Genomic DNA, 19,858 nt, shown 5'->3' with positions numbered 1-19,858 from the left:
CCCTGGCGGCCGGCCCACGCAACCGCGGCCTTCGCCGGCGCTTCCTGGGGGGAAGCGCCGGCCATTCTCCAGCGATCGAGGTATTCCGCGTGGCCATTTGCCTCGCCACAGCCCCCTGTTGTCGCAACACCGCTCTCTCCGGCGCGGTCCAAGGCCGAGCAGCACCGCCAGCCGGCGCGGGAGCGTCCATACGCCGCGCCGTCCGCATGGACAGGGTGCGCGCCATGCGCCGCTCGCCCGTGCCGCCTGCCAGGCTTTGCACTACATTGGTGCAATGGCCATGAACATCACGCCGCCCCCTCTTTCCGCGCTCGGCACTCCGGTGGTCTGGGCCGATACCGACGGCCGCCTGCGCGGCGCCAATCCCGCCTTCGCACGCTGGCTCGGGGTCAGCGTGCGGCGCCTGCTCGACCAGCCGCTGGCCTCGCTGGAAGTGCAGGGCGATGCGCTGGCGCGGTTTCTGCGCAACGACGAACGCGACGTGCTGCGCCTGCATCGCATGGCCCTGGCCGTGCCCGGCGAGCCCCCACGCTTCGCCGAGGGCTGGCTGTCGCGGCTGGACGATGGCGGCTGGCTATTGGAAGCGCACCCGGTCGACGAATTTCCCACGCTGGACCCGGCGCAGGCCCTGCCGAACGCGCTCAGTGCGGCGCTCAAGGGCCTGGCCCACGAACTGCGCAATCCGCTGGCCGGGCTCAAGGGGGCGGCGCAATTGCTGGCACGCCGCGCCCAGCACCGCGACGAGGACGAGCGCGAACTGATCGAGCTGATCGGCGCCGAGATCGAGCGCCTCAACAGCCTGCTCGACCAGTTGTTGTCGCCGGCGCCGGCGCGGCCGCACGCCATGCTCAACATCCATGCGGTGCTGGAGCGGGTGCTGCGCCTGGCCGAGAACGAAGGCGGCTGGTCGGTACGCCTGCAGCGCGACTACGACCCCAGCATCCCCGAATTCCTCGGCGATGCGGACCGTCTCACCCAGGCGGTGTGGAATTTGGTGCGCAACGCGATCCAGGCCGGCGCCGCGCAGGTCACGCTGCGCACCCGCGTCGAGCACGGCCAGCGCATCCGCGACCGCGTGCATGCGCGCGGTCTGCGCCTGGAGATCGTCGACGACGGCCGCGGCGTGCCCGAGGAACTGGCCGAACACCTGTTCCTGCCGCTGGTCAGCGGCCGCGCCGAAGGCAGCGGCCTGGGCCTGGCGCTGGCCCAGCAGGTGGCACGCGAGCATGCCGGCTCGCTGACCTACCGCTCCCGCCCCGGCCACACCGTGTTCACCCTGCTGCTGCCGCAGCGCGCAGCGGATACCGATTAGGAGCACTGCGATGACCGATTCCCTGCAAGGAACGCAACGTATCTGGGTGGTCGACGACGACCGTTCGGTGCGCTTCGTGCTGTCCACCGCGCTGCGCGACGCCGGCTACAGCGTCGACGGCTTCGACAGCGCCGCCGCCGCGCTGCAGGCGCTGGCGCAGCGGCCCATGCCCGACCTGCTGTTCACCGACGTGCGCATGCCCGGCGACGATGGCCTGGTGCTGCTGGACAAGCTCAAGGCCGCGCATCCGCAACTGCCGGTGATCGTGATGTCCGCCTACACCGACGTGGCCAGCACCGCCGGCGCGTTCCGCGGCGGCGCCCACGAGTTCCTGTCCAAGCCGTTCGACCTGGACGATGCGGTGGCGCTGGCCGCGCGTGCGCTGCCCGATGCCGGCAGTGCCATCGCCGCGACGCCGGCGGTGGTGCCGGCCGGGCAGGGCAGCGCCGAACTGATCGGCGACACCCCGGCGATGCGCGCGCTGTTCCGCGCGATCGGCCGGCTGGCGCAGGCGCCGCTGTCGGTGCTGATCAACGGCGAGACCGGTACCGGCAAGGAACTGGTCGCGCATGCCCTGCACACCGAGTCGCCGCGCGCGCGCAAGCCGTTCGTCGCGCTCAACACCGCCGCGATTCCGGCCGAACTGCTGGAGAGCGAACTGTTCGGCCACGAGGCCGGCGCCTTCACCGGCGCCCAGCGCCGCCACATCGGCCGTTTCGAGCAGGCCGACGGCGGCACCCTGTTCCTCGACGAGATCGGCGACATGCCGTTGCCGCTGCAGACCCGGCTGCTGCGCGTGCTGGCCGAGAACGAATTCTTCCGCGTCGGCGGCCGCGAACTGATCCGGGTCGACGTGCGGGTCATCGCCGCCACCCACCAGGACCTGGAGGCGCTGGTCGAACAGGGCCGCTTCCGCGCCGACCTGCTGCATCGCCTGGACGTGGTGCGGTTGCAGTTGCCGCCGTTGCGCGAGCGCCGCGCCGACGTGCCGCAACTGGCCGAGAACTTCCTGGCGATGGCCGCGCGCAAGCTCGACACCCCGCCCAAGCGGCTGGCGCCAGCGGCGCTGGACGCGCTGCGCGCCTATCCGTGGCCGGGCAACGTGCGCGAACTGGAGAACGTGTGCTGGCGCCTGGCCGCGCTGGCGCCGGCGGAGATCATCGATGCCGGCGACGTCGAGGCCGCCCTGCTGCGCGGCGGCCGCCGCGAGCGCAGCGGCGACGGCGGCGAGTGGGACACGCAGTTGTCGGCCTGGGCGCAGCAGCGCCTGTCCGACGGCGCCGAGGGCCTGCACGCCGAAGCCCGCGAACGCTTCGACAAGGCGCTGCTGGAAGTGGCGCTGCGCTTCACCCAGGGCCGCCGCGCCGAGGCCGCCGCCCGCCTGGGCGTGGGCCGCAATACCGTGACGCGCAAGCTGGGGCCGGGGCGGCGTCGGCGCTGAAGAGCGGGATTGGGAATTGGGGATTGGGGATTCGCAACGGCGACGTCCCGTGCCCGACGGGTGCCTCCCTCTGCGTGGAACGCTTGCTGCGGCATGGCGTGACAGGGCCGTGCACCGAGCTGCATGGCGCCCGCTTTTGCGAATCCCCAATCCCCAATCCCCAATCCCGCCGATTAGACTGCGCCCCGTGCGCCTTCATGAGGTCTGCACGGCTGCCCCTCTAGTTTCGCCCTGACACAGGAGTCGATGTCGATGCGTTATGGATTGCCCCTCGCCGCGAGCGCCTTGTTGATGCTGGCCGCGTGCAGCAGCGCGCCACCCAAGGCGCCGCCACCGCCGCCCAAGGCGCCGCCGTTGCCCAGCGCCGGTACGGTGCAGCAGGCGCAGGCTGTGCTGGCGCCTGCCTCCGGCAGCCTGGTCAGCGGCAAGCTGTCGCTGGTCGCGGCCCCGGGTGGCGTGCGCATCACCGGCACGCTCGGCGGCCTGCAGCCCAACCGCAGCTTCGCCTTCCACGTGCACGAGCGCGGCGATTGCAGCGCGGCCGATGCCAGCAGCGCCGGCGGCCACTTCAATCCGCTCGGGGCATCGCATGGCCGCGCCGGCAACGGCCCGCACCACGCCGGCGACATGGACAACCTCAACGCCAATGCCGATGGCACCGCGCAGATCGACGTGCTGCTGCATGGCGTTGTGCTCGGCGGCGGCGCGGCCAACGACATCGTCGGCCGCGCGCTGGTGGCGCATGCCGATCCGGACGACTACCGCAGCCAACCGGCCGGCAACGCCGGCGCACGCGTGGCCTGCGGCGTGATTCGCCCGCTGCGCTGACATCGCTTCGATACTGCCGCCCGGGTCCGCCTGGGAGGTCCGTCCGCATCCTGCGGCTCTGCAACGAAGGAGAACCCCCGTGCGTCGTACCCTTCCCAGTCTGTTGTTCCTGGCCACCACCCTGGCGCTGAGCGCCTGCAAGCGCGAAGAGCCGGCAACCACGCCAGCGGCGACCCCCGAACCCGCTGCCGCCCCCGCGGCGAGCGCACCGCCGGCCACGTCCAATGCCACCGGCAGCGCCAGCGCCTCGCTCAGCCCGACCCAGGGCAACGAAGTGGCCGGCGAGGTCAAGTTCACCACCGTCGACGGCGCCGTGCACGTCACCGGCACCATCACCGGGCTCAAGCCCAACAGCGAGCACGGCTTCCACATCCACGAGTTCGGCGATTGCAGCGCGCCCGACGGTAGCAGCGCCGGCGGCCACTTCAATCCGGCCAAGACCGAGCACGGCCAGGTCGGCAGCGATCCGCACCACGGCGGCGACATGCCGAACCTCAAGGCCGATGCCGAGGGCAAGGCGACCATCGATGCGGCGGTGTCCAACAACGTCAACATCGGCAAGGGCGATGGTTTCGACATCCTCAACCACGCGGTGATCGTCCACGCCGACCCGGACGACTACAAGAGCCAGCCCACCGGCAACGCCGGCGGCCGTCTGGCCTGCGGCGTGATCAAGGGCGACGCCGCGGCCGCGCCGGCGCAGTAAGCAGCCGCTGGATGGTCACGATGCCGGCGTCCGCGTGTGCGGGCGCCGGTATCCCCGGGCATTGGATGTCGACCTGCCTCAACGCCGCTGGGCAATCGGTGGCGAGGCGGGCCGCGTCTTGGTGTCGCAGCAGCGCCGCGATCAGTGATGACCTGATTCCGCCAGCTGCTGGCGAACCTGCATCAGGGCGAAGCCCAGCAGATTCTCGCCCTGCCACGTCCTCGGGTCGGCTGCGCGCGGGTCGTCCGCGGCCAGGCCGATGCCCCAGATCCGGTCGACCGGGCTGGCTTCGACCAACACGTGATCCCCGGTCCCGAGCAGGAAGGCTTTCAGCGCCGCATGCTGGCCGAACTTGCCCAGGTTGCCCTCGATGACCAACTGCATGCGGGCGTCGCGCCAGGTCGGTTCATCGAAACCGTGGATCTCCCGCCCGATCGCCTTTGCTTCCTTTGGATGGGATGCGGCCAGAATGCGGGCGCAGGCTGCGTGATCGCCGAATAGCCGCGCCTTCCCGGCCATCATGTAGTGCTCGGCCGTCGGGTAGGACACCGAATCGAGCACGAAGGGCGCCTCGAACCATTGGCTGAAGCAACTGCGGTCGATGGCGCCGGCCTGCTTCGGCGTGTGCCCCCAGAAGTGGACGAATTTCAGGTGTTCGCCGGCCTGTCGGCGTTCGCACAGCGCTTCCACGGTCAACACGTCGCGCATGATGTCCTCGCTACTAATGAGATGAAGTGCCTGCGCACCACCGCAGCGCCAGGGTGTTGGGCCAGTACTGGCAGCCGCTATCCGGCCGCATGCCGCCATGCCTGGCCTGGCGCTGGACCGGGATTGCAGTGGGTGGCGAGGTTACGCGTACCCGCGCGGTGGAATACAGGCGCTTGCTTCGGCGTGATGCACCGCGGTTGCCGTGCGAACGCCGCTCAGGCCGCCAGCAACGCCTGCTTCGCGTCCTGCCCACTTTCGCAGTGCACGTACAGCACCTGCAGGCCGTGGGCCTCCAGCACCGCGGCCAGTTGCCGCTGCCGGGCCAGATACTGCTCGTAGACCCGTTGCAGGCGGTCGCAATCCTGGCGGTCGTAGGCGTAGTGCGCGCACCAGCTGGCCGGATCGAACAGGGCCATGCGCACCTCGCCGCCGCGGTAGCGCAGCAGCGGCTCGGGCGGGGCCTGCAGCCATTCTTCCTGGTCCGGCGCCAGCAGTGCGGTCTCGATCAACGGCCACAGCGGCGCCAGGCCCTGGTTGTCGTACTGCATCGACATCATCGCCGCCAGGTCGTTGCCGGTCAGGTAGCGGGCGTGCTCGACCTGCGCGCCAAAGCCCTGCTGCGCCAGCAGCGCGGTGTCGGCCTGGGCCATGCCCTGCGCCAGCAGCACCTCCTCCAGCGCCGCGGCCACCGCCTGCACGGTGTCGTCGGGGCCGCTGAGCAGGAAGGGCACGATCCGCAGCGCGCCGCCGCGCAGACCGGCGTCGGCCTGGAATGGCAGCGGCACACTGCCGTCGGCATCGGTGCCGAAGGCCAGCAGGCGCGGGCCATCGGCGCGGCCTGGCGCACGAGCGCTGAGTTCTTCCAGGCGCCGGTGCAGCGGCCAGCCCGGTCGCAATGCTTCGGCCGGGTCGAAATGCGCGCCGGCCAGGCTCAGCTCCAGATCGCGCACCGCCGGCACCAGCTGCGCCAGGTCGCGGCCGACCTTCTCGGCCAGCTCGGCGGCCTGGGTGTGCGGCAGCGCCGGATGCGCCGGTTCGCGCCCGGAGGACAATTCCAGGGCGATGACCCCGCGGGCGTGGCTGTTGGCGAAGGCTTCGGTCATGGGGATTGGCGGTTGGCCCGTCGCGGGCGCATAGCTACACTCGCTTCATTATGCCTGCGCTAACGTGCAGGCCATGTCCCCGACTCCCCTCGCGCGAGGTAATCCCATGCCAGCAGCCCGTCCCGTCGCCATTCTCGGCGGCGTCCGCATTCCGTTTTGCCGGCAGAACACGGCGTATGCGGATGTCGGGAACCTCGGCATGTCGGTGCGCACGCTGGGCGCGCTGGTCGAGCGTTACGGCTTGCATGGGCAGCAGCTGGGCGAAGTGGCGATGGGTGCGGTGATCAAGCATTCCAGCGACTGGAACCTGGGCCGCGAGGCCGCGCTGTCCTCCGGGCTGTCGCCGCTGACCCCGGGCATCACCCTGCAGCGCGCCTGCGGCACCAGCCTGGACAGCATCATCACCGTGGCCAACAAGATCGCGCTGGGGCAGATCGAGTCGGGCATCGGCGGCGGCTCGGACACCACCTCCGAAGTGCCGATCGTCTACGGCAAGAAGCTGCGCGCGCGGCTGCTGGCGGCCAACCGCGCCAAGAGCGCCGGCGACAAGCTGCGCGCGCTGACCCGCGGCTTCAAGTTCGCCGAGCTCAAGCCCGAGTTCCCAGGCGTGGCCGAGCCGCGCACCGGCAAGAGCATGGGCGACCACTGCGAGGACATGGCCAAGCAGTGGAACATCTCCCGCGATTCGCAGGACGCCTGGGCGGTGTCCTCGCACCACAAGCTGGCCGCCGCCTACGAGCGCGGCTTCTTCGCCGACCTGATCGCGCCGTTCCGCGGCGTGGAGCGCGACAACATCCTGCGCGCGGACACCTCGCTGGAGAAGCTGGCCACGCTGAAGCCGGCGTTCGACAAGGTCAGCGGCCGCGGCACCCTGACCGCGGCCAATTCGACCCCGCTGACCGACGGTGCCGCCGCGGTGCTGCTGGCCTCGGAAGAATGGGCGCAGGCGCATGGCCATGTGCCGATGGCCTATCTGCGCGATGCGCAGGTGTCGGCCTTGGATTTCGTGCACGGCGAAGGCCTGCTGATGGCCCCGACCGTGGCCGTGCCCGAGATGCTCAAGCGCCATGGCCTGCGCCTGCAGGACTTCGACATCTACGAGATCCACGAAGCTTTTGCCGCGCAGGTGCTGTGCACGTTGCGCGCCTGGGAGAGCGAGGATTACTGCCGCACCCGGCTGGGCCTGGACGCGCCGCTGGGGCAGATCGACCCTGCCAAGATCAATCCGGTGGGCTCGTCGCTGGCCACTGGCCACCCTTTTGCCGCCACCGGCGCGCGCATCGTCGCAACCGTCGCCAAGCAGTTGGTCGAACGCGGCGGTGGCCGCGCGCTGATCTCGATCTGCACCGCCGGGGGCATGGGCGTGGTGGCGATCGTCGAACGCTGAGCGCGTCCGCGGGCCGTGCGTGAGCATGCGCCCGTGCTCGTCCCACGCGCCGGCCTCGGCCGCCGGCCACTCCTGACGCCGTCCGATCGAAGGCGCTCATGGCGCGCATCGGTCGCGCTACCATGCCCGCCGATTCGTCCGCGCCACGCGGGCGACACGGCGCGCAGGGGGCGCAGGCCATGACCGAGCAGGGCAGTTTCAATCCATACCAGGCGCCAAGCGTCGCCACCTCGTCCAGCCTGCCGCCGCTGCCGGGCGAGACGCTATGGCGCGACGGCAACGAGCTGCTGTGCCTGCGCGACGCGCCGTTCCCTCCGCATTGCGTGAAGTGCGGGGTGGCGCTACGCAACGACGAGCTGAAGAAGCGCACCTTCTACTGGCACGCGCCAGGCTGGTACGCACTGATCCTGGTGAGCATCCTGGTCTATGCGATCGCGGCGTTGGTCGCGCGCAAGCGCAGCAGCCACGTGCTGGGGATGTGCGCGGAGCATCGCCGCCGGCGCAACCGGTTCATCCTGTTGAGCGCCGCTGCCTTCCTGGTGGGTCCGGTGCTGGGATTCGCCGTCGGCGACGAGGGCGGGTTCTGGCTGGGAGGCGCCGTGTTCCTGGTGATGCTGATCTGGGGCATGTTCGGCGCACGCATCCTGGTGCCACGGCGCATGGACGAGCGCTATGCGCGCTACAAGGGCCTGGCACCCGCGTTCCTGGCGCGCCTGCCGGCACTGCCGCCGGCCTTGCGGCGCTGAGCGAGCGGGCGTGGGCAGTCGGCCGGTCCCATCGGGTGCTATACGGCTCCTGGCCCGGATGATCGAGGCGCAGCGGCCATGGCCACACGCCGTTAACCTTGAATCCTGCCGCGCTCCTGGGGTCGTTGCAGTTGCGCTCCGGTCCCGGAGCGATGCGGGTGTGCCGCCGCGTCTGGTGGCATCCAGCACGCGTTTTCGCCAGCGACCAGCAGGACGCGCCGGGGGTCTTGTAGGAGCGGCTTCAGCCGCGACGGGCTCTACCAGGAACGCCCGTCGCGCCAAGCAGCACACCGCATGCTGCTTGAGTGTGGCGAAGCAGGTGATCAGGGGCGCCCTTTCGCCACGGCGGGCATTCCAGATCGTGCGCCTCGCGGCTGATCCCGAAGGGACGAGCGCGCCGCTCCTACGCTCGCGGTCGTACCGGACTCAGCCTTCCAGCCGCGGGAACCCATGGTCGTCGCGGCGTTCCGTGCTGTCCGGATCCGCCGCGATCGGGGTCACCAGGGCGACCGGCTCGGGCAACGCCAGCGCGGGTTCGCCGCGCTGCACGCGCAGCGCATTGGCGTAGCAGCGCTGCGCCGCGAGCATGTCGCCGGCGTCGGCATAGCCGTCGCCGAACACTTCCCATGCTTCGGCACCGGCGCCGAGCGCCAGCGCGCGATGCAGGAATTCCTCGGCCTGCGGCCACTGCTGCTGGTGGCGGGCCAGGCGCGCCAGGGTCAGCAGCAGCGCCGGACTCTCGGGATGCGCCTGCAGCCAGCGCTGCGCACTGGCGCGACGCGAATCGTACTTCTCCACCGGCAGGCGTCCGTACAGCGCGGCCAGGCCTTCGTCCCAGCGCGTGTCCAGCGCCTGCTCCAGGCTGCGCAGCGCCGCATCGTCCCAGCGCAGCGCCGCCGCGCGCACCGCATAGGCGGCCACCACCGCCGGCTCGCTGCGCAGCGACTTGGGCAGGCTTTCCCAGCGTTCGGCCAGGGCATTGGCGTCGCCGGCCTGGTCCAGCGAGGCCGCGGCCAGACGCGTTTCCAGCGTGGCGATCGCCTCCAGCGGCAAGGCCTGCTGCTGGCGGATCGCGCCGAGCTGGCCGTAGGCCTCGCCGGCGCGGCCGATGCGGGTCAGCGCCTCGGTGCGCAGCAACAGCCCGCGCGGCGGCAGCGGCTGTGCCGCGGCCACGTCCAGCGCATTGATCGCATCGACCGGACGCTGTTGCTCCAGGTGCAGTTCGGCCTGCAACAGTGCATGCGCGGCGGCATCGCGTTCGCCCAGGCGCCGCAGATGGCGCTCGGTCGCCTCGCGGTCGCCACGCGCATCGGCCGCCCGCACCGCGGCGATCAGGGCGATGGCGGTGACCTCCGGGTCCTCGGCGGCAGCGTTGAGTTGCTTCTCGGCCCGCGTCCACTGGCCGGCGTGGGCGGCGGCCAGGCCATCGAGCAGGCGCGCGCGCGACTGCTTGCGGCGGCGCCGACCCCAGGCGCGGAACGGGAAGCTGAGCACGTTCCACACCAGCCACAGCGCCAGGAACGCGATCACCAGCAGCAGCGACGCCTGTGGGAGCGAGGCGATGTAATCGGTGCCGCCGACGCGCACGATCACCTCGCCCAACTGGCGCACCTGGTCCTGCCCCAGCCATTGCGCACCGATCACGCCCAGCGCGATGACGATCAACAGCACGATCAGGGAACGAAGGGATTTCATGACGGGCTCCTTGCGTCGCGCATCGCGCGCAACTGCTGCAGGGTGGTTCCCAGTTCGGGAATGGTCGGGCGCAGATCAGCGTTGGCCAGAGTGCGCAGCGCGGCGCGGCGTTCGCGCAGTTGCGGCGACTCCGGCCACAGCCGCGACAGCCAGCGCCCGGCGCCGGCCAGTGCGCTGCGATAGCCGCGCGTGTCGCCGCGTTCCAGCGCCGCGCGCGCCAGGGTCAGGTCCAGCTGCAGCGCATCGTGGGCAGCAACTCGCTCCGAGCTGGCGACCAACACGCCGCCCTGCGAGGGGCGGATCTTCACCAGTGGCGCCAGCACGCGCTGCCACAGCGGCTGTTGTGCGTTTTCCGGCAATTGCCTCGGCAGGGCGGCGAGGCTGGCAGAGAAGGCATCCAGTTGCGCCGCCAGGCGCGCCTGCGGCCCGTCGCCCAGCGCATCCAGGGCGGTGCGTTCCTGCAGCAGCGCCTGGCGCAGGTTGAGGAATTGCGGATCGTCGATGCCGTCCAGCACACCGCTGGCCAGGGCATAGGCGCGGCGCGCACCGGCCGCATCGCCGGCCAGCAGCAGCCGCTGCTGACCCTGGTTGAGCAGCAACTCGACCTCGTCCAGGCGCAGCGCCTGCGCACCGTGGCGGTTGGAGTCGGCAAGCTTGGCGACATTGGCCTCCAGCAGCGCGCTGCGCTGGCTCAGGCCGAGCATCTCATCGCGCAGCACGCGGTTGGTGCTGGCCGCGTCCTGCAACCGCTGCACGGTGGCGCGCTGATCGCGGCGCAGGCTGTCCTGGGCCTGCTGCAAGGCCTGCAGTTGCTGCTGCAGGTCCGATTGCTGGGCCAGTTCGCGCGCGCTGCGCGCCTGCCACCAGTCCCAGCCACGCCAGCCGGCGAACGCCAACGCGGCCAGCGTGGCGAGTACCAGCAGCAACCAGATCCAGCGTGTGGAACGGCGAGGCGTGATCGGGATTTCGTCGGTCATCGGCAGCGTCCTGAGGGCCGTCGCCCGTCGCGAGCAAGGCGGCGGTCGGCGCGGCACCGCCGGAGCATGGCGTGATCGGCACCGCGGCCGCAACCCGGGCGCAAGTCCGCGTTCAGCGAGGTGGCAAGCGCGTTATGATCGCCGCCGCGGCGGCCACCAGTTGCTGCGGCATCGGTCCGGCCGCCTGCGCGACGTCGACGAATCCCAGGTCCGCCGCCAGGGTCGCCAGGCGCGCGCTGGCCGCGACCACCGGCCGCGCGCGCCAGGCCTGCGCCAGGTCCTCGGGCAACTGCGCCAGCACCTGTTGCAGCGCCTCGCCGCTGCTCAAGGCCAGCACCCCGGGCGGCGCCGCACGCAGGCGGGCCAGGTCGGCCGGGCGCAGTTGCACCGGTTCGCGGACATAGACGTCGGCGCGCAGCAGCGGGGTGCCGCGCGCCTGCAGATGCGCGGCGATCAGGCCGCGCCCGCCGGGGGCGGTGATCAGTCCCACCGGCAGGTCGCGCGCGGCCAGTGCCGGCAGCGCCAGCAGGCCGTCGCTGTCCATCCGCGCCGGCGTCGCCACCTCGGCGATGCCGTGCTGGCGCAGCGCGCGCGCCGTGCCGGCACCCACCGCCAGCCAGCACTGGCCTGGACGTGCCGCCAGCGGCTGCAGCGCCGCTGCCGCGCGCACCGCCGCCGGGCTGCTGACGATGACCCGCGGCGCGTCCAGCGCCGCGGCCAGGGCCGCACGGGTGGCGGGATCGGCGCGCGCCCGCAGCTGCCACGGCGACACCGCCAGCACGCGTCCGCCGCAGCGCGCCGCCGCCCGCCGCAGCGGCGCGTGCTCGCCCTGCGGGCGCAGCGAGATCAGGGTCCAGGTCGGGGCGGCGGTTGCATGCGCGCTCATGCCAGGCATTATGCGAGCCCCCACCGGCAGCACAATCGCACCATGGCAGCGGATCTTTCCTTCGAGGCGTTCCTGCAGCAGTTGCAGCGGCAGTTCCAGGCCATGCCGCCGGTGGCCGCACTGCAGGTCGCCGTGCACGGCTATGCCGACCAGCGCCTGCAGCTGGTCGCACCGCTGGCGGCCAACATCAACGACAAGGGCAACGCTTTCGGCGGCAGCCTGGGCTCGGTGATGACCCTGGCCGGTTGGGGACTGGTCAACTGCGAACTGCACCGCGCCGGCCTGCAGGCCGACGTCTATGTCGCCGACAGCCAGGTGCGCTATCTGGCGCCGCTGTACGCCGATCTACACGCCCAGGCCAATGCCGACCCCGAGGGCGACTGGGACGTGTTCGTGAACACCTTCCGCCAGCGCGGCCGTGCCCGCATCGGCATCCAGGCCCAGGTCGGTGTCCCCGGCGAGGCGGCGGCGGCGATCCTGAGCGGTCGCTTCGTGGCCATCGCCAAGGGGTAGGATGCGCGGATCGCGCGCCCCGCGCGCCGCCCTGGACGCCACCATGCCTTCGATGTTCCGCGCGCTCGCGCTGCTGTTGCTGCTGGGCTGGACCGGCGCGGCCGTGGCCGGCAGCCGCGCGCAACAGCGCAAGCTCGACGACCTGCAGACCGCTTACGCCGCCGCGGTGCGCTGGAGCGAGTTCGAAACCGCCTGGCAGGTCGTGGATCCGGCCTACCGCCAGGCGCACCCGCTGACCGACCTGCAACTGGAGCGCTACCGGCAGATCCAGGTCTCCTCCTACAAGGTCGGCGGCGCCGCGGTGGGCGACGGCGAGGCGCTGCGCGAGATCGAACTGGGCGTGATCAACCGCAATACCCAGGCCGAACGCATCGTCCGCTACCGCGAGCGCTGGCGCTGGGATCCCGAGGCCAAGACCTGGTGGCTGCAGGACGGCCTGCCGGACCTGTGGAACGGCCAGTAGCGCGGTCGCCGAGCTGTGCGACAATCGGCGCCCGCTTCCCGCCCCCGAGTCCCGTGAACTTCGAAGAACTGCTGGCCTTCGCCGGCCGCAACCCGATGCTGGCCCTGGCCCTGGTGGGCCTGACCATCGCCCTGATCGTCACCGAAGTGGCGCGCTTGTTCCGTGGCTACAAGAGCCTGCGGCCAGCCGAGTTGACCCGCCTGATCAACGCCGGCAACGCGGTGCTGGTCGACCTGTCGGCCTCGGCCGATTTCGAGAAGGGCCACATCGCCGGCAGCCGCAACGCCACCGCCAGCCAGTTCGGCCCCGAGCACAAGCTGGTGGCCAACGCCAAGGCGCAGCCGGTGGTCTTGGTCTGCCGCACCGGCACCACCGCCGACGGCGCCGCCAAGCAGTTGAAGAAGGCCGGCTTCGAGCAGGTCTACGTGCTGGAGGGCGGCATCGCCGCCTGGCAGCAGGCCGAGCTGCCGCTGGTCAAGGGCCGCTGAGACCGCGTCCGGCCGGACCCGAGGGTCGCGGCCGGCGTGTGATAATCCCGTTTCTTTCTGTCACCGAATCCACCGGAGTCACGCAATGTCCGACCTCACCAACAACGGCGCCGCGGCGCCGGCCGACGCCGCGGCCGGCCCCGCTTTCACCATCGAGAAGATCTACGTCAAGGACGTGTCCTTCGAGTCCCCCAACGCGCCGTCGGTGTTCAACGACAACGCCCAGCCGGAACTGCAGCTCAACCTCAACCAGCGCGTGCAGCAGCTGAACGAGCAGGCCTTCGAAGTCGTGCTGGCCGTGACCCTGACCTGCACCGCCGGCGGCAAGACCGCCTACGTGGCCGAAGTGCAGCAGGCCGGCGTGTTCGGCCTGGTCGGCCTGGACCCGCAGGCGGTGGACGTGCTGCTCGGCACCCAGTGCCCGAGCATCCTGTTCCCGTACGTGCGTTCGCTGGTCAGCGACCTGATCCAGGCCGGCGGCTTCCCGCCGTTCTTCCTGCAGCCGATCAACTTCGAGGCCCTGTACGCCGAGACCCTGCGCCAGCGTGCGCAGCAGGGCGAGGGCCAGTCGCTGGCCGATTCGGAGCCGGCCGGCAACGCCTGAGCGCGTTCGCCGTTGCGCATGCGCGATAACGCCAAGAAGAAGATCGCCGTCCTCGGCGCCGGGTCCTGGGGCACGGCGCTGGCGTCGCTCACCGCGCGGCACGGGTATCCCACCGTGCTGTGGGGCCGCGATGCCGTGGTCGCCGAGGCCATCGGGCAGCGCCACGAAAACCCGCGCTATCTGCCGGGGATCGCGCTGCCGGAGGGCCTGCAGGCCACCACCGACCTGGCGGCGGCCATCGACGGCGCCGACTGGATCCTGGTCGTAGTGCCGTCGCATGCGTTCACCGAGACCCTGCGCCAGCTGGCGCCGCTGCGTCCGGCGCAGGCCGGCGTGGCCTGGGCGACCAAGGGTTTCGAGCCCGGGTCGGGGCGTTTCCTGCACGAAGCGGCGCAGGAGATCCTCGGCGAGGCGGTGCCGCTGGCGGTGGTCACCGGCCCGTCCTTCGCCAAGGAAGTGGCCCTGGACCTGCCGACCGCGGTGACCGTGCACGGCGATGCCGCGTTCGCGCAGCAGGTCGCCGACGCGATGCACGGCCCGACCTTCCGCGCCTACACCGGCGACGACATGGTCGGCGCCGAGCTGGGCGGGGCGATGAAGAACGTGCTGGCGGTGGCCACCGGCGTGGCCGACGGCATGGAGCTGGGCCTCAACGCCCGTGCCGGCCTGATCACCCGCGGCCTCAACGAGATGCTGCGGCTGGCCGCGGCGATCGGCGCCAAGCCGGAGACCCTGATGGGCCTGGCCGGACTCGGCGACCTGGTGCTCACCTGTACCGGCGACCTGTCGCGCAACCGCCGGCTGGGTCTGGCGCTGGGGCGTGGGCAGCCGCTGCAGGAGGCGGTGCGCGCGATCGGGCAGGTGGTCGAGTCGGTGCAGACCGCCGACGAGGTGATGCGCCAGGCCGAGCGCCACGGCATCGATCTGCCGATCTCCAATGCGGTGCGCGCGGTCCTGCACGGCGAACTGACCCCGGCGGTCGGCCTGCAGCAGTTGCTGGCGCGCGAACAGAAGCCCGAGTACCCGACCACCCTGTTCAGTTGATCCGGCCCACTGCCGGAAACGCAAACGCCCGGCCTGGCCGGGCGTTTGCGTATCTGCACGCCAGCGCGTAATGGACGACGGCCGGATCGACAGGCAAAAAAAAGCCCGGTCGTGGGACCGGGCTTTCCGAACCGCGCGCGGCGGGAGAGAGAGACGACGCGCGCAGCGCTAGGCAACGCTTACCAGCTGAAGCGCGGACCGACGAACCATTCCTTGTCGCCGTTGCGGTCCATCTTCAGGTCGGCGCTCAGGCCCCAGTTCTGGTTCAGCTTGGCCTGGGCACCCAGACGGCCGTAGAACTCGCCTTCCGGATTGATGCCGTCCTTCTTCAGGTAGTCCTCGTAACCACCCAGGACATAGACTTCCAGGTACGGGTTGAACGCGGTGCGGATACCTGCTTCGGCGCTCCAGCCGTTGAACTTGGTGCCGTATTCCGGGGCGAAACGGTTGTAGGCCACGCGGGTCACCAGGTCGGTGCTGGTCGCGATCTCGTGGTTGTAGCCGGCGCCGACGCGCCACTGGTCGACGCGCACGTCGCCGAAGTCGGTCTTCTGGCGGTTGAAGTCGCCGAACACGCTGAAGTTCGGGTGGAACGCGTAGGAACCCTTCACCGCCCAACCGTCAGCGTCGCCGCCGTTGGCGTCGGTCTTGACGTAGCCGGCTTCGGCGTAGTTGTAGGAAAGGCCTTCGGCAGCCGAAGCGGCGAACGGCAGGGTGGCCAGGAGGCCGAGAGCAAGCAGAGAGGTCTTCATAATCGGGTACCTTCGTTATTGGTTGTCGGCGCTGAGGCGTGGGGCCGTTCGCTGCCGATATGTAAATTATCCGTTAGCGACCCGAACTCGCCCTGAATCCCAAACTAACTAGTGCATAAATTAAACGCCCCGTTCAGGCGGGTGAGGTGCATTGTTTGGGCGGGCATCCGGTTCTTTCAGAACAACGAAGTCCTGATTCGGGCGTGCCATCGCCGGCTGCAACGCGCTTTGCTCCCGCGACCACTCTTTACAGCGCGGCGAGCTTCTCGATCGCATCGTGCACCCGTCGCCTGTCCATGGGCACGACCGAGCGGTGGATCGTCGCGCCTTCGATGAAGGCGTCGATGGCGGCGGACGCCGTGGCGGAGAAATGCGTTTCCAGGGCCGCCCGGCTCCTGGCCATCCACTGCTGCATGATCGCGGTCATCTCCGGATGCCGGCGGGCGAAGGCATACAGCTCGTAGCTCAGCAGCAGCACGCGTGGGGACGCCGTGCCCTCGGCGAAGACGATGTTCACCACCGCCTCGCAGGCCTGCGCGTGGTTCTGCGCGGCGCGGATTTCGGCGGCGAAGTCGGTGGACACGTCCTGGGAAAACCGGGTGAACGCGGCCACCAGCAGCGCGTGCATCGAACCGAAGTAATACGTGGTGGCGCTGAGCGGAACGCCGGCTTCCTCGGCGACCTTGCGGAACGTGGTGCCCGCGACGCCGTGCTCCAGGATCACCCGCAGCGCGGCCTGCTCGATCGCTTCCTTCCGGTGCGGATCCTGGCGCCAGGTCCTGCCGCTCATGCCTGTCCAACGCTGTTTCGACGAAGGCCGATGATCGCAGTTCGCGGTTGACACCTCAATTGGTACGGATGTACAAATTTGCCGATGAGGTCGACGAAGGCCATCGCAGCGATGGCGCCTCCGAAGCAGCGACGTGAGGAGCAGGACGATGGCGAATTCCGGTGAGCGGGACGTGGATATCGGCCGCCGGGCGACCTTGGGCGGCCTCGCCGCCGGTGGCGTCGTGCTGGCCACCGGGGCACGCGCGGTGGCGCCTTCCGGTTGGGAGGCGGGCACCTGGCTCAATGCACCGAAGGTCCATCGGATCCTGCCCGACGGCGTGCTCGAGGTCGTCACCGACAAGGGCAGCGACTTCTGGCGCGAAACCCACTACGGGTTCACCCGCGACAGCGGGCACTTTCTCGGCATCGCCGCGCCCGCGCGCTTCACCTGCCAGCTCCGCGTCCGCGGAAAATTCGAGCAGCTCTACGACCAGGCCGGCCTCATGGTCCGGGTCGACGAGCGGCGTTGGGTGAAGGCCGGTATCGAACTGAGCGATGGACGGCCGATGCTCAGCAGCGTGTTGACCGACGGCCGCTCGGACTGGGCCACCGGCCCGTACGAAGCGGACGCCTCGGATTTCTGGATGCGCGCCACGGTGGACAAGGGCGTGCTGCGCCTGCAGGTCTCGCGCGACGGGACATACTGGCCGCTGGTGCGGTTGTGTCCGTTCCCGGTTGCGTCCTCTTACCTCGTCGGCCCGATGACCTGCACGCCGGAGCGCGAGGGATTGAACGTCCGCTTCTCCGACTGGAGCCTGGGACCGGTGCTGGGCAAGGATCTGCACGATCTCTCCTGACGCCTCGCCTGCGCCAGCGCGCGTCTAACGATGCAGTGCCAGGCCCTTGGTGGCTTTTTCGATGGCCTTCTTGGGTCCGCGCAGGCCGAGCCCCACCAGGTTCAGAGCGCCAGGATCTTCCGCCGCGAACGCCTGGCGATTGGCCGCGTCATTGCCCGTCGAGAACATGGCGAAGACATACGGCAGCACGGTGATCTCGCGGGCCAACCCCACCCGGTGCGCGGCCCGAAGCCCGTCGAGATCGGCTTCGAACACCAGCATCGGCTGGCCGAGCAGGTAGCCGTAGCGATGGCCGTTGGCATCGATGTAAGGGTCGCCCATGGCGTCTGGGGCGGCCGCGGCGACGCCCGTCGCCAGGAAGGCGGCGACGTTCAGGCGCTGCCACATCGCCAGGTCGTTGCGGACGATGATGGCCACTTTGGTGTCGAACATGTGCAACTCCGCAGTCTGGATGACGCGGGCATGGTCCGAGTTGCCGCCGCCGCGTTCTAGAACGCCTGTGCAGCACCGCCGGCACATTGCCGCTGGTATGCGGCCGGTGTGAGCCGGTAGGCGCGCTTGAACCAGCGGCCCAGATGGCTCTGATCGGCGAATCCGACCTTGAGCGCCACGTCCGCCGGTTCCTGTCCATCCGCCAGCAGGGCACGGGCAACGCGCAGGCGCAGCCGGATCAGGTAGGCATGCGGCGAGAGGCCGAACGTGCGCTGGAATTGCCGGGTGAGGCGGAACCGATCCAGGTCGGCGTGGTCGGCAAGCTCATCGAGGCTGATGTCGCGCTCCATCTGCGCGTGCAGAAAATCCCTGGCGCGCGCCACCGTTGGCGTGGACGCGCACGGGCGTTGCGCCTCGGCCGACAGTTGCGGAGACAGCAGACGCATCATGCGGTCCAGGCTCTGGTCCCGCGCCAGCCGGCCTTCGCGTTGATGGATCGCGAGGAAGGCCTGGCGTATCGCCGCGCTCAGCGCCGCGTCGTCGGCCAAGGTCGTGCGGAACGCCGGATGGAGCGCGGACATGTCCTCCTGGCCGAGGCGTTGCAGTGCGCCGGCCACCCAGCGCTGAGGCAGGTAGAGCATCGCGTAGGTGAAACCGTCCTCGGCGGGCGCATGTCCATCGTGGACCGCGCCAGGCTCGATGAGGATGGCGCGCCCGGGCGTGCTGGTGTGCAGCGAACGATGGCAACGGAAGCGCTGCAGGCCCTGCAGGGTCACGCCGACCAGCACTTCGTCGTGATCGTGCGGATCGTAGGCATGCCCGCGGAAATGCGCATGCACGCTTTCGATGCCGGTCTCCCGGTCGCGGCGGATCCTGACCCAGTCACTGGCGTCGGATTGGGTGTTCGATGCCATTCGCGAAACCTGATGGGGCACGACAGGTGGCGTTCTCGCTGGATCCAGAGGATGCGCCGAGATCCAGTGTAGGAACGGAGCGTCATGGGCTTCAAGCTGGACGCGGCGCGATCGGGAGGGAGAGGCTGCGGAGGTTTTCGCTGCCCTTTGATCGAAGCATCTTCGCTTCCGGGCGCGTGCCCTACGCTCAGTCGGCGCCGGGAAATCCCAGTTGTCGCCAGGCCTCGAACACCACCACCGCGACCGCGTTGGACAGGTTGAGGCTGCGGTTGTGCGGTTGCATCGGCAGGCGCAGGCGCTGCGCGTCGGGCACTTGTTCCAGCACGACGTCTGGCAGGCCGCGGGTTTCCGGGCCGAACAGGAAGGCGTCGCCGTCGGCGAAGGCGGGTGTGTCGTAGCGGGTGCTGCTGCGGGTGCTCAGGGCGAACAGGCGGCGCGGGGCGATGGCCTGCAGGGCCGCTTCCAGCGATGCGTGGACCTGCAGTCGTGCGTATTCGTGGTAGTCCAGGCCGGCGCGCTTGAGCTGGCGGTCGCCGAGGTCGAAGCCCAGCGGCTCGATCAGGTGCAGTTGCGCGCCGGTATTGGCGCAGAGGCGGATGACGTTGCCCGTGTTGGGCGGAATCTCGGGCTGATACAGCAGAACGTGCAGCGTTGGGGTCGCGATCATCGGCGCAGTGTACGCGCCGGCGTGGAGGGCTTGGTGCGGGTTCAGCGCACCAGGCCGACCGCCAGGTCCTGGCCCAGCTTCTGCAGACTCGGCTGCAACTGCAGCATCGCGGTGTCCAGCGTGTCGCCGACCACGTCGCCGATCGCCAGCATGCTGCCCATGTCCGCATCCGGGCGCACCTGCACGGTGGCCAGGGTCACCACGCGCTGGCCGGCGGCCTGTTGCATGTCGCGTTCGGCCAGCTGATCTGCCGACGGGCGCACCTGCACCGCGGCGAGAGTGGCGATGCGGCTGGACAGCTCGGCCTCGCGCTGGGCGATCTGCTCGGCGGAGGGGCGCACTTGCACCGCCGCCAGGGTGGCGATGCCGCTGGCCTGTTCGATGGTGTGCTGGGCGATCTGGTCGGCCGACGGGCGCACCTGCACGGTATCCAGGGTGGCGATCTGCGTGGCAGCGAAGGACGGCGCGGCGAACAGGGCGGCGATGGCGGCGGTCAGGAGCAGGGTGGTGGTTTTCATGGCGGGCCTCGTTGGTGTTGTTGATCAGTGGTGTGGTAGTAATGTA

General features: G+C 70.3%; 23 protein-coding genes. 12 read left to right on the top strand and 11 right to left on the bottom strand.

The window, feature by feature from the left end; translation table 11 throughout:
- The first annotated feature begins 280 nt into the window (after window positions 1–280).
- From GGR66_RS20050 to GGR66_RS20035, 4 genes are all read left to right on the top strand, one after another.
- Complete coding sequence (locus tag GGR66_RS20050) at window positions 281–1,312, top strand: ATP-binding protein (RefSeq protein ID WP_160964686.1); 1,032 nt, start codon at window positions 281–283, stop codon at window positions 1,310–1,312.
- Between the two features lie 10 nt (window positions 1,313–1,322).
- Window positions 1,323–2,753, top strand: a complete 1,431-nt coding sequence (gene ntrC, locus GGR66_RS20045) for a nitrogen regulation protein NR(I) (protein WP_160964684.1) — start codon at window positions 1,323–1,325, stop codon at window positions 2,751–2,753.
- A 252-nt stretch (window positions 2,754–3,005) separates the two neighbouring features.
- Window positions 3,006–3,581, top strand: coding sequence for a superoxide dismutase family protein (locus GGR66_RS20040; RefSeq protein ID WP_184450211.1), 576 nt, complete (start codon window positions 3,006–3,008; stop codon window positions 3,579–3,581).
- Between the two features lie 79 nt (window positions 3,582–3,660).
- Window positions 3,661–4,287, top strand: a complete 627-nt coding sequence (locus GGR66_RS20035; protein WP_160964680.1) for a superoxide dismutase family protein — start codon at window positions 3,661–3,663, stop codon at window positions 4,285–4,287.
- A gap of 141 nt (window positions 4,288–4,428) precedes the next feature.
- On the opposite strand, the gene GGR66_RS20030 is transcribed toward GGR66_RS20035, so the two are convergent.
- Both GGR66_RS20030 and GGR66_RS20025 read right to left on the bottom strand, forming a co-directional pair.
- Entirely contained in the window at window positions 4,429–4,995 is a 567-nt protein-coding gene (locus GGR66_RS20030; RefSeq protein ID WP_184450209.1) for an NADAR family protein, read from the bottom strand.
- Window positions 4,996–5,210: 215 nt separating this feature from the next.
- A complete protein-coding gene (locus GGR66_RS20025; protein ID WP_184450207.1) occupies window positions 5,211–6,098 on the bottom strand; it encodes a hypothetical protein in 888 nt (295 codons plus the stop codon).
- 106 nt (window positions 6,099–6,204) lie between these two features.
- Here GGR66_RS20025 and GGR66_RS20020 point away from each other — a divergent pair, with 106 nt between their 5' ends.
- Window positions 6,205–7,485, top strand: coding sequence for an acetyl-CoA C-acetyltransferase (locus tag GGR66_RS20020; RefSeq protein ID WP_184450205.1), 1,281 nt, complete (start codon window positions 6,205–6,207; stop codon window positions 7,483–7,485).
- A gap of 179 nt (window positions 7,486–7,664) precedes the next feature.
- Complete coding sequence (locus GGR66_RS20015; RefSeq protein WP_184450203.1) at window positions 7,665–8,231, top strand: hypothetical protein; 567 nt, start codon at window positions 7,665–7,667, stop codon at window positions 8,229–8,231.
- 426 nt (window positions 8,232–8,657) lie between these two features.
- Here GGR66_RS20015 and GGR66_RS20010 read toward each other — a convergent pair whose 3' ends face one another.
- From GGR66_RS20010 to GGR66_RS20000, 3 genes are all read right to left on the bottom strand, one after another.
- Window positions 8,658–9,926 (bottom strand): heme biosynthesis HemY N-terminal domain-containing protein, encoded by a 1,269-nt coding sequence (locus GGR66_RS20010; RefSeq protein WP_184450201.1) that lies wholly within the window; start codon window positions 9,924–9,926, stop codon window positions 8,658–8,660.
- Window positions 9,923–10,903, bottom strand: a complete 981-nt coding sequence (locus tag GGR66_RS20005; protein WP_184450199.1) for a uroporphyrinogen-III C-methyltransferase — start codon at window positions 10,901–10,903, stop codon at window positions 9,923–9,925. Before GGR66_RS20005 ends, GGR66_RS20010 begins: the two co-directional genes overlap by 4 nt.
- A 112-nt stretch (window positions 10,904–11,015) precedes the next feature.
- Window positions 11,016–11,798, bottom strand: a complete 783-nt coding sequence (locus GGR66_RS20000) for a uroporphyrinogen-III synthase (protein WP_184450197.1) — start codon at window positions 11,796–11,798, stop codon at window positions 11,016–11,018.
- Window positions 11,799–11,831: 33 nt separating this feature from the next.
- Here GGR66_RS20000 and GGR66_RS19995 point away from each other — a divergent pair, with 33 nt between their 5' ends.
- The 5 genes from GGR66_RS19995 to GGR66_RS19975 all read left to right on the top strand — a co-directional run bounded on the left by GGR66_RS19995 (window position 11,832) and on the right by GGR66_RS19975 (window position 14,901).
- Complete coding sequence (locus GGR66_RS19995; RefSeq protein WP_184450195.1) at window positions 11,832–12,302, top strand: YiiD C-terminal domain-containing protein; 471 nt, start codon at window positions 11,832–11,834, stop codon at window positions 12,300–12,302.
- A 43-nt stretch (window positions 12,303–12,345) separates the two neighbouring features.
- The gene (locus GGR66_RS19990) at window positions 12,346–12,765 is read left to right on the top strand and encodes a hypothetical protein (RefSeq protein ID WP_184450192.1); all 420 of its coding nucleotides are present in this window, start codon (window positions 12,346–12,348) and stop codon (window positions 12,763–12,765) included.
- Between the two features lie 53 nt (window positions 12,766–12,818).
- A complete protein-coding gene (locus GGR66_RS19985) occupies window positions 12,819–13,253 on the top strand; it encodes a rhodanese-like domain-containing protein (RefSeq protein ID WP_019797227.1) in 435 nt (144 codons plus the stop codon).
- An 85-nt stretch (window positions 13,254–13,338) separates the two neighbouring features.
- Window positions 13,339–13,857: a protein-export chaperone SecB gene (gene secB / locus GGR66_RS19980; RefSeq protein ID WP_017907745.1), complete on the top strand. Its 519-nt coding sequence runs from the start codon at window positions 13,339–13,341 to the stop codon at window positions 13,855–13,857.
- Between the two features lie 18 nt (window positions 13,858–13,875).
- Window positions 13,876–14,901 (top strand): NAD(P)H-dependent glycerol-3-phosphate dehydrogenase, encoded by a 1,026-nt coding sequence (locus tag GGR66_RS19975; RefSeq protein WP_184450190.1) that lies wholly within the window; start codon window positions 13,876–13,878, stop codon window positions 14,899–14,901.
- 179 nt (window positions 14,902–15,080) lie between these two features.
- Here GGR66_RS19975 and GGR66_RS19970 read toward each other — a convergent pair whose 3' ends face one another.
- Entirely contained in the window at window positions 15,081–15,653 is a 573-nt protein-coding gene (locus tag GGR66_RS19970; RefSeq protein ID WP_048490709.1) for an Ax21 family protein, read from the bottom strand.
- A 247-nt stretch (window positions 15,654–15,900) separates the two neighbouring features.
- A complete protein-coding gene (locus tag GGR66_RS19965) occupies window positions 15,901–16,443 on the bottom strand; it encodes a TetR family transcriptional regulator (protein ID WP_184450188.1) in 543 nt (180 codons plus the stop codon).
- Window positions 16,444–16,591: 148 nt separating this feature from the next.
- On the opposite strand from GGR66_RS19965, the gene GGR66_RS19960 reads away from it, so the two are divergent.
- Window positions 16,592–17,281, top strand: a complete 690-nt coding sequence (locus GGR66_RS19960) for a DUF1349 domain-containing protein (RefSeq protein WP_184450186.1) — start codon at window positions 16,592–16,594, stop codon at window positions 17,279–17,281.
- 24 nt (window positions 17,282–17,305) lie between these two features.
- Here GGR66_RS19960 and GGR66_RS19955 read toward each other — a convergent pair whose 3' ends face one another.
- The 4 genes from GGR66_RS19955 to GGR66_RS19940 form a co-directional block, all read right to left on the bottom strand.
- Complete coding sequence (locus GGR66_RS19955) at window positions 17,306–17,713, bottom strand: DUF2000 domain-containing protein (RefSeq protein ID WP_184450184.1); 408 nt, start codon at window positions 17,711–17,713, stop codon at window positions 17,306–17,308.
- 56 nt (window positions 17,714–17,769) lie between these two features.
- A complete protein-coding gene (locus GGR66_RS19950; RefSeq protein WP_184450182.1) occupies window positions 17,770–18,627 on the bottom strand; it encodes an AraC family transcriptional regulator in 858 nt (285 codons plus the stop codon).
- A gap of 187 nt (window positions 18,628–18,814) precedes the next feature.
- Entirely contained in the window at window positions 18,815–19,294 is a 480-nt protein-coding gene (locus tag GGR66_RS19945; protein WP_184450179.1) for a tRNA (cytidine(34)-2'-O)-methyltransferase, read from the bottom strand.
- Between the two features lie 41 nt (window positions 19,295–19,335).
- Window positions 19,336–19,812, bottom strand: a complete 477-nt coding sequence (locus GGR66_RS19940) for a hypothetical protein (protein ID WP_160964650.1) — start codon at window positions 19,810–19,812, stop codon at window positions 19,336–19,338.
- Window positions 19,813–19,858: the final 46 nt, after the last annotated feature.

Source organism: Xanthomonas sp. 3498 (genome assembly GCF_014199795.1).
GTDB lineage: Bacteria > Pseudomonadota > Gammaproteobacteria > Xanthomonadales > Xanthomonadaceae > Xanthomonas_A > Xanthomonas_A rydalmerensis.
This window is presented reverse-complemented; position numbering and strand designations above follow the sequence as displayed.

Bases quoted from the DNA above. Each gene is read 5' to 3' on its own strand.
- GGR66_RS20050 (WP_160964686.1), top strand. From the start codon at position 281: ATGAACATCACGCCGCCCCCTCTTTCCGCGCTCGGCACTCCGGTGGTC.
- GGR66_RS20005 (WP_184450199.1), bottom strand. From the start codon at position 10,903: ATGACCGACGAAATCCCGATCACGCCTCGCCGTTCCACACGCTGGATC.
- GGR66_RS19955 (WP_184450184.1), bottom strand. From the start codon at position 17,713: ATGTTCGACACCAAAGTGGCCATCATCGTCCGCAACGACCTGGCGATG.
- ntrC (WP_160964684.1), top strand. From the start codon at position 1,323: ATGACCGATTCCCTGCAAGGAACGCAACGTATCTGGGTGGTCGACGAC.
- secB (WP_017907745.1), top strand. From the start codon at position 13,339: ATGTCCGACCTCACCAACAACGGCGCCGCGGCGCCGGCCGACGCCGCG.
- GGR66_RS20010 (WP_184450201.1), bottom strand. From the start codon at position 9,926: ATGAAATCCCTTCGTTCCCTGATCGTGCTGTTGATCGTCATCGCGCTG.
- GGR66_RS19970 (WP_048490709.1), bottom strand. From the start codon at position 15,653: ATGAAGACCTCTCTGCTTGCTCTCGGCCTCCTGGCCACCCTGCCGTTC.
- GGR66_RS19990 (WP_184450192.1), top strand. From the start codon at position 12,346: ATGCCTTCGATGTTCCGCGCGCTCGCGCTGCTGTTGCTGCTGGGCTGG.
- GGR66_RS20025 (WP_184450207.1), bottom strand. From the start codon at position 6,098: ATGACCGAAGCCTTCGCCAACAGCCACGCCCGCGGGGTCATCGCCCTG.
- GGR66_RS20030 (WP_184450209.1), bottom strand. From the start codon at position 4,995: ATGCGCGACGTGTTGACCGTGGAAGCGCTGTGCGAACGCCGACAGGCC.
- GGR66_RS20040 (WP_184450211.1), top strand. From the start codon at position 3,006: ATGCGTTATGGATTGCCCCTCGCCGCGAGCGCCTTGTTGATGCTGGCC.
- GGR66_RS20020 (WP_184450205.1), top strand. From the start codon at position 6,205: ATGCCAGCAGCCCGTCCCGTCGCCATTCTCGGCGGCGTCCGCATTCCG.
- GGR66_RS20015 (WP_184450203.1), top strand. From the start codon at position 7,665: ATGACCGAGCAGGGCAGTTTCAATCCATACCAGGCGCCAAGCGTCGCC.
- GGR66_RS19945 (WP_184450179.1), bottom strand. From the start codon at position 19,294: ATGATCGCGACCCCAACGCTGCACGTTCTGCTGTATCAGCCCGAGATT.
- GGR66_RS20000 (WP_184450197.1), bottom strand. From the start codon at position 11,798: ATGCCTGGCATGAGCGCGCATGCAACCGCCGCCCCGACCTGGACCCTG.
- GGR66_RS19940 (WP_160964650.1), bottom strand. From the start codon at position 19,812: ATGAAAACCACCACCCTGCTCCTGACCGCCGCCATCGCCGCCCTGTTC.
- GGR66_RS19975 (WP_184450190.1), top strand. From the start codon at position 13,876: ATGCGCGATAACGCCAAGAAGAAGATCGCCGTCCTCGGCGCCGGGTCC.
- GGR66_RS19950 (WP_184450182.1), bottom strand. From the start codon at position 18,627: ATGGCATCGAACACCCAATCCGACGCCAGTGACTGGGTCAGGATCCGC.
- GGR66_RS19965 (WP_184450188.1), bottom strand. From the start codon at position 16,443: ATGAGCGGCAGGACCTGGCGCCAGGATCCGCACCGGAAGGAAGCGATC.
- GGR66_RS19960 (WP_184450186.1), top strand. From the start codon at position 16,592: ATGGCGAATTCCGGTGAGCGGGACGTGGATATCGGCCGCCGGGCGACC.
- GGR66_RS19995 (WP_184450195.1), top strand. From the start codon at position 11,832: ATGGCAGCGGATCTTTCCTTCGAGGCGTTCCTGCAGCAGTTGCAGCGG.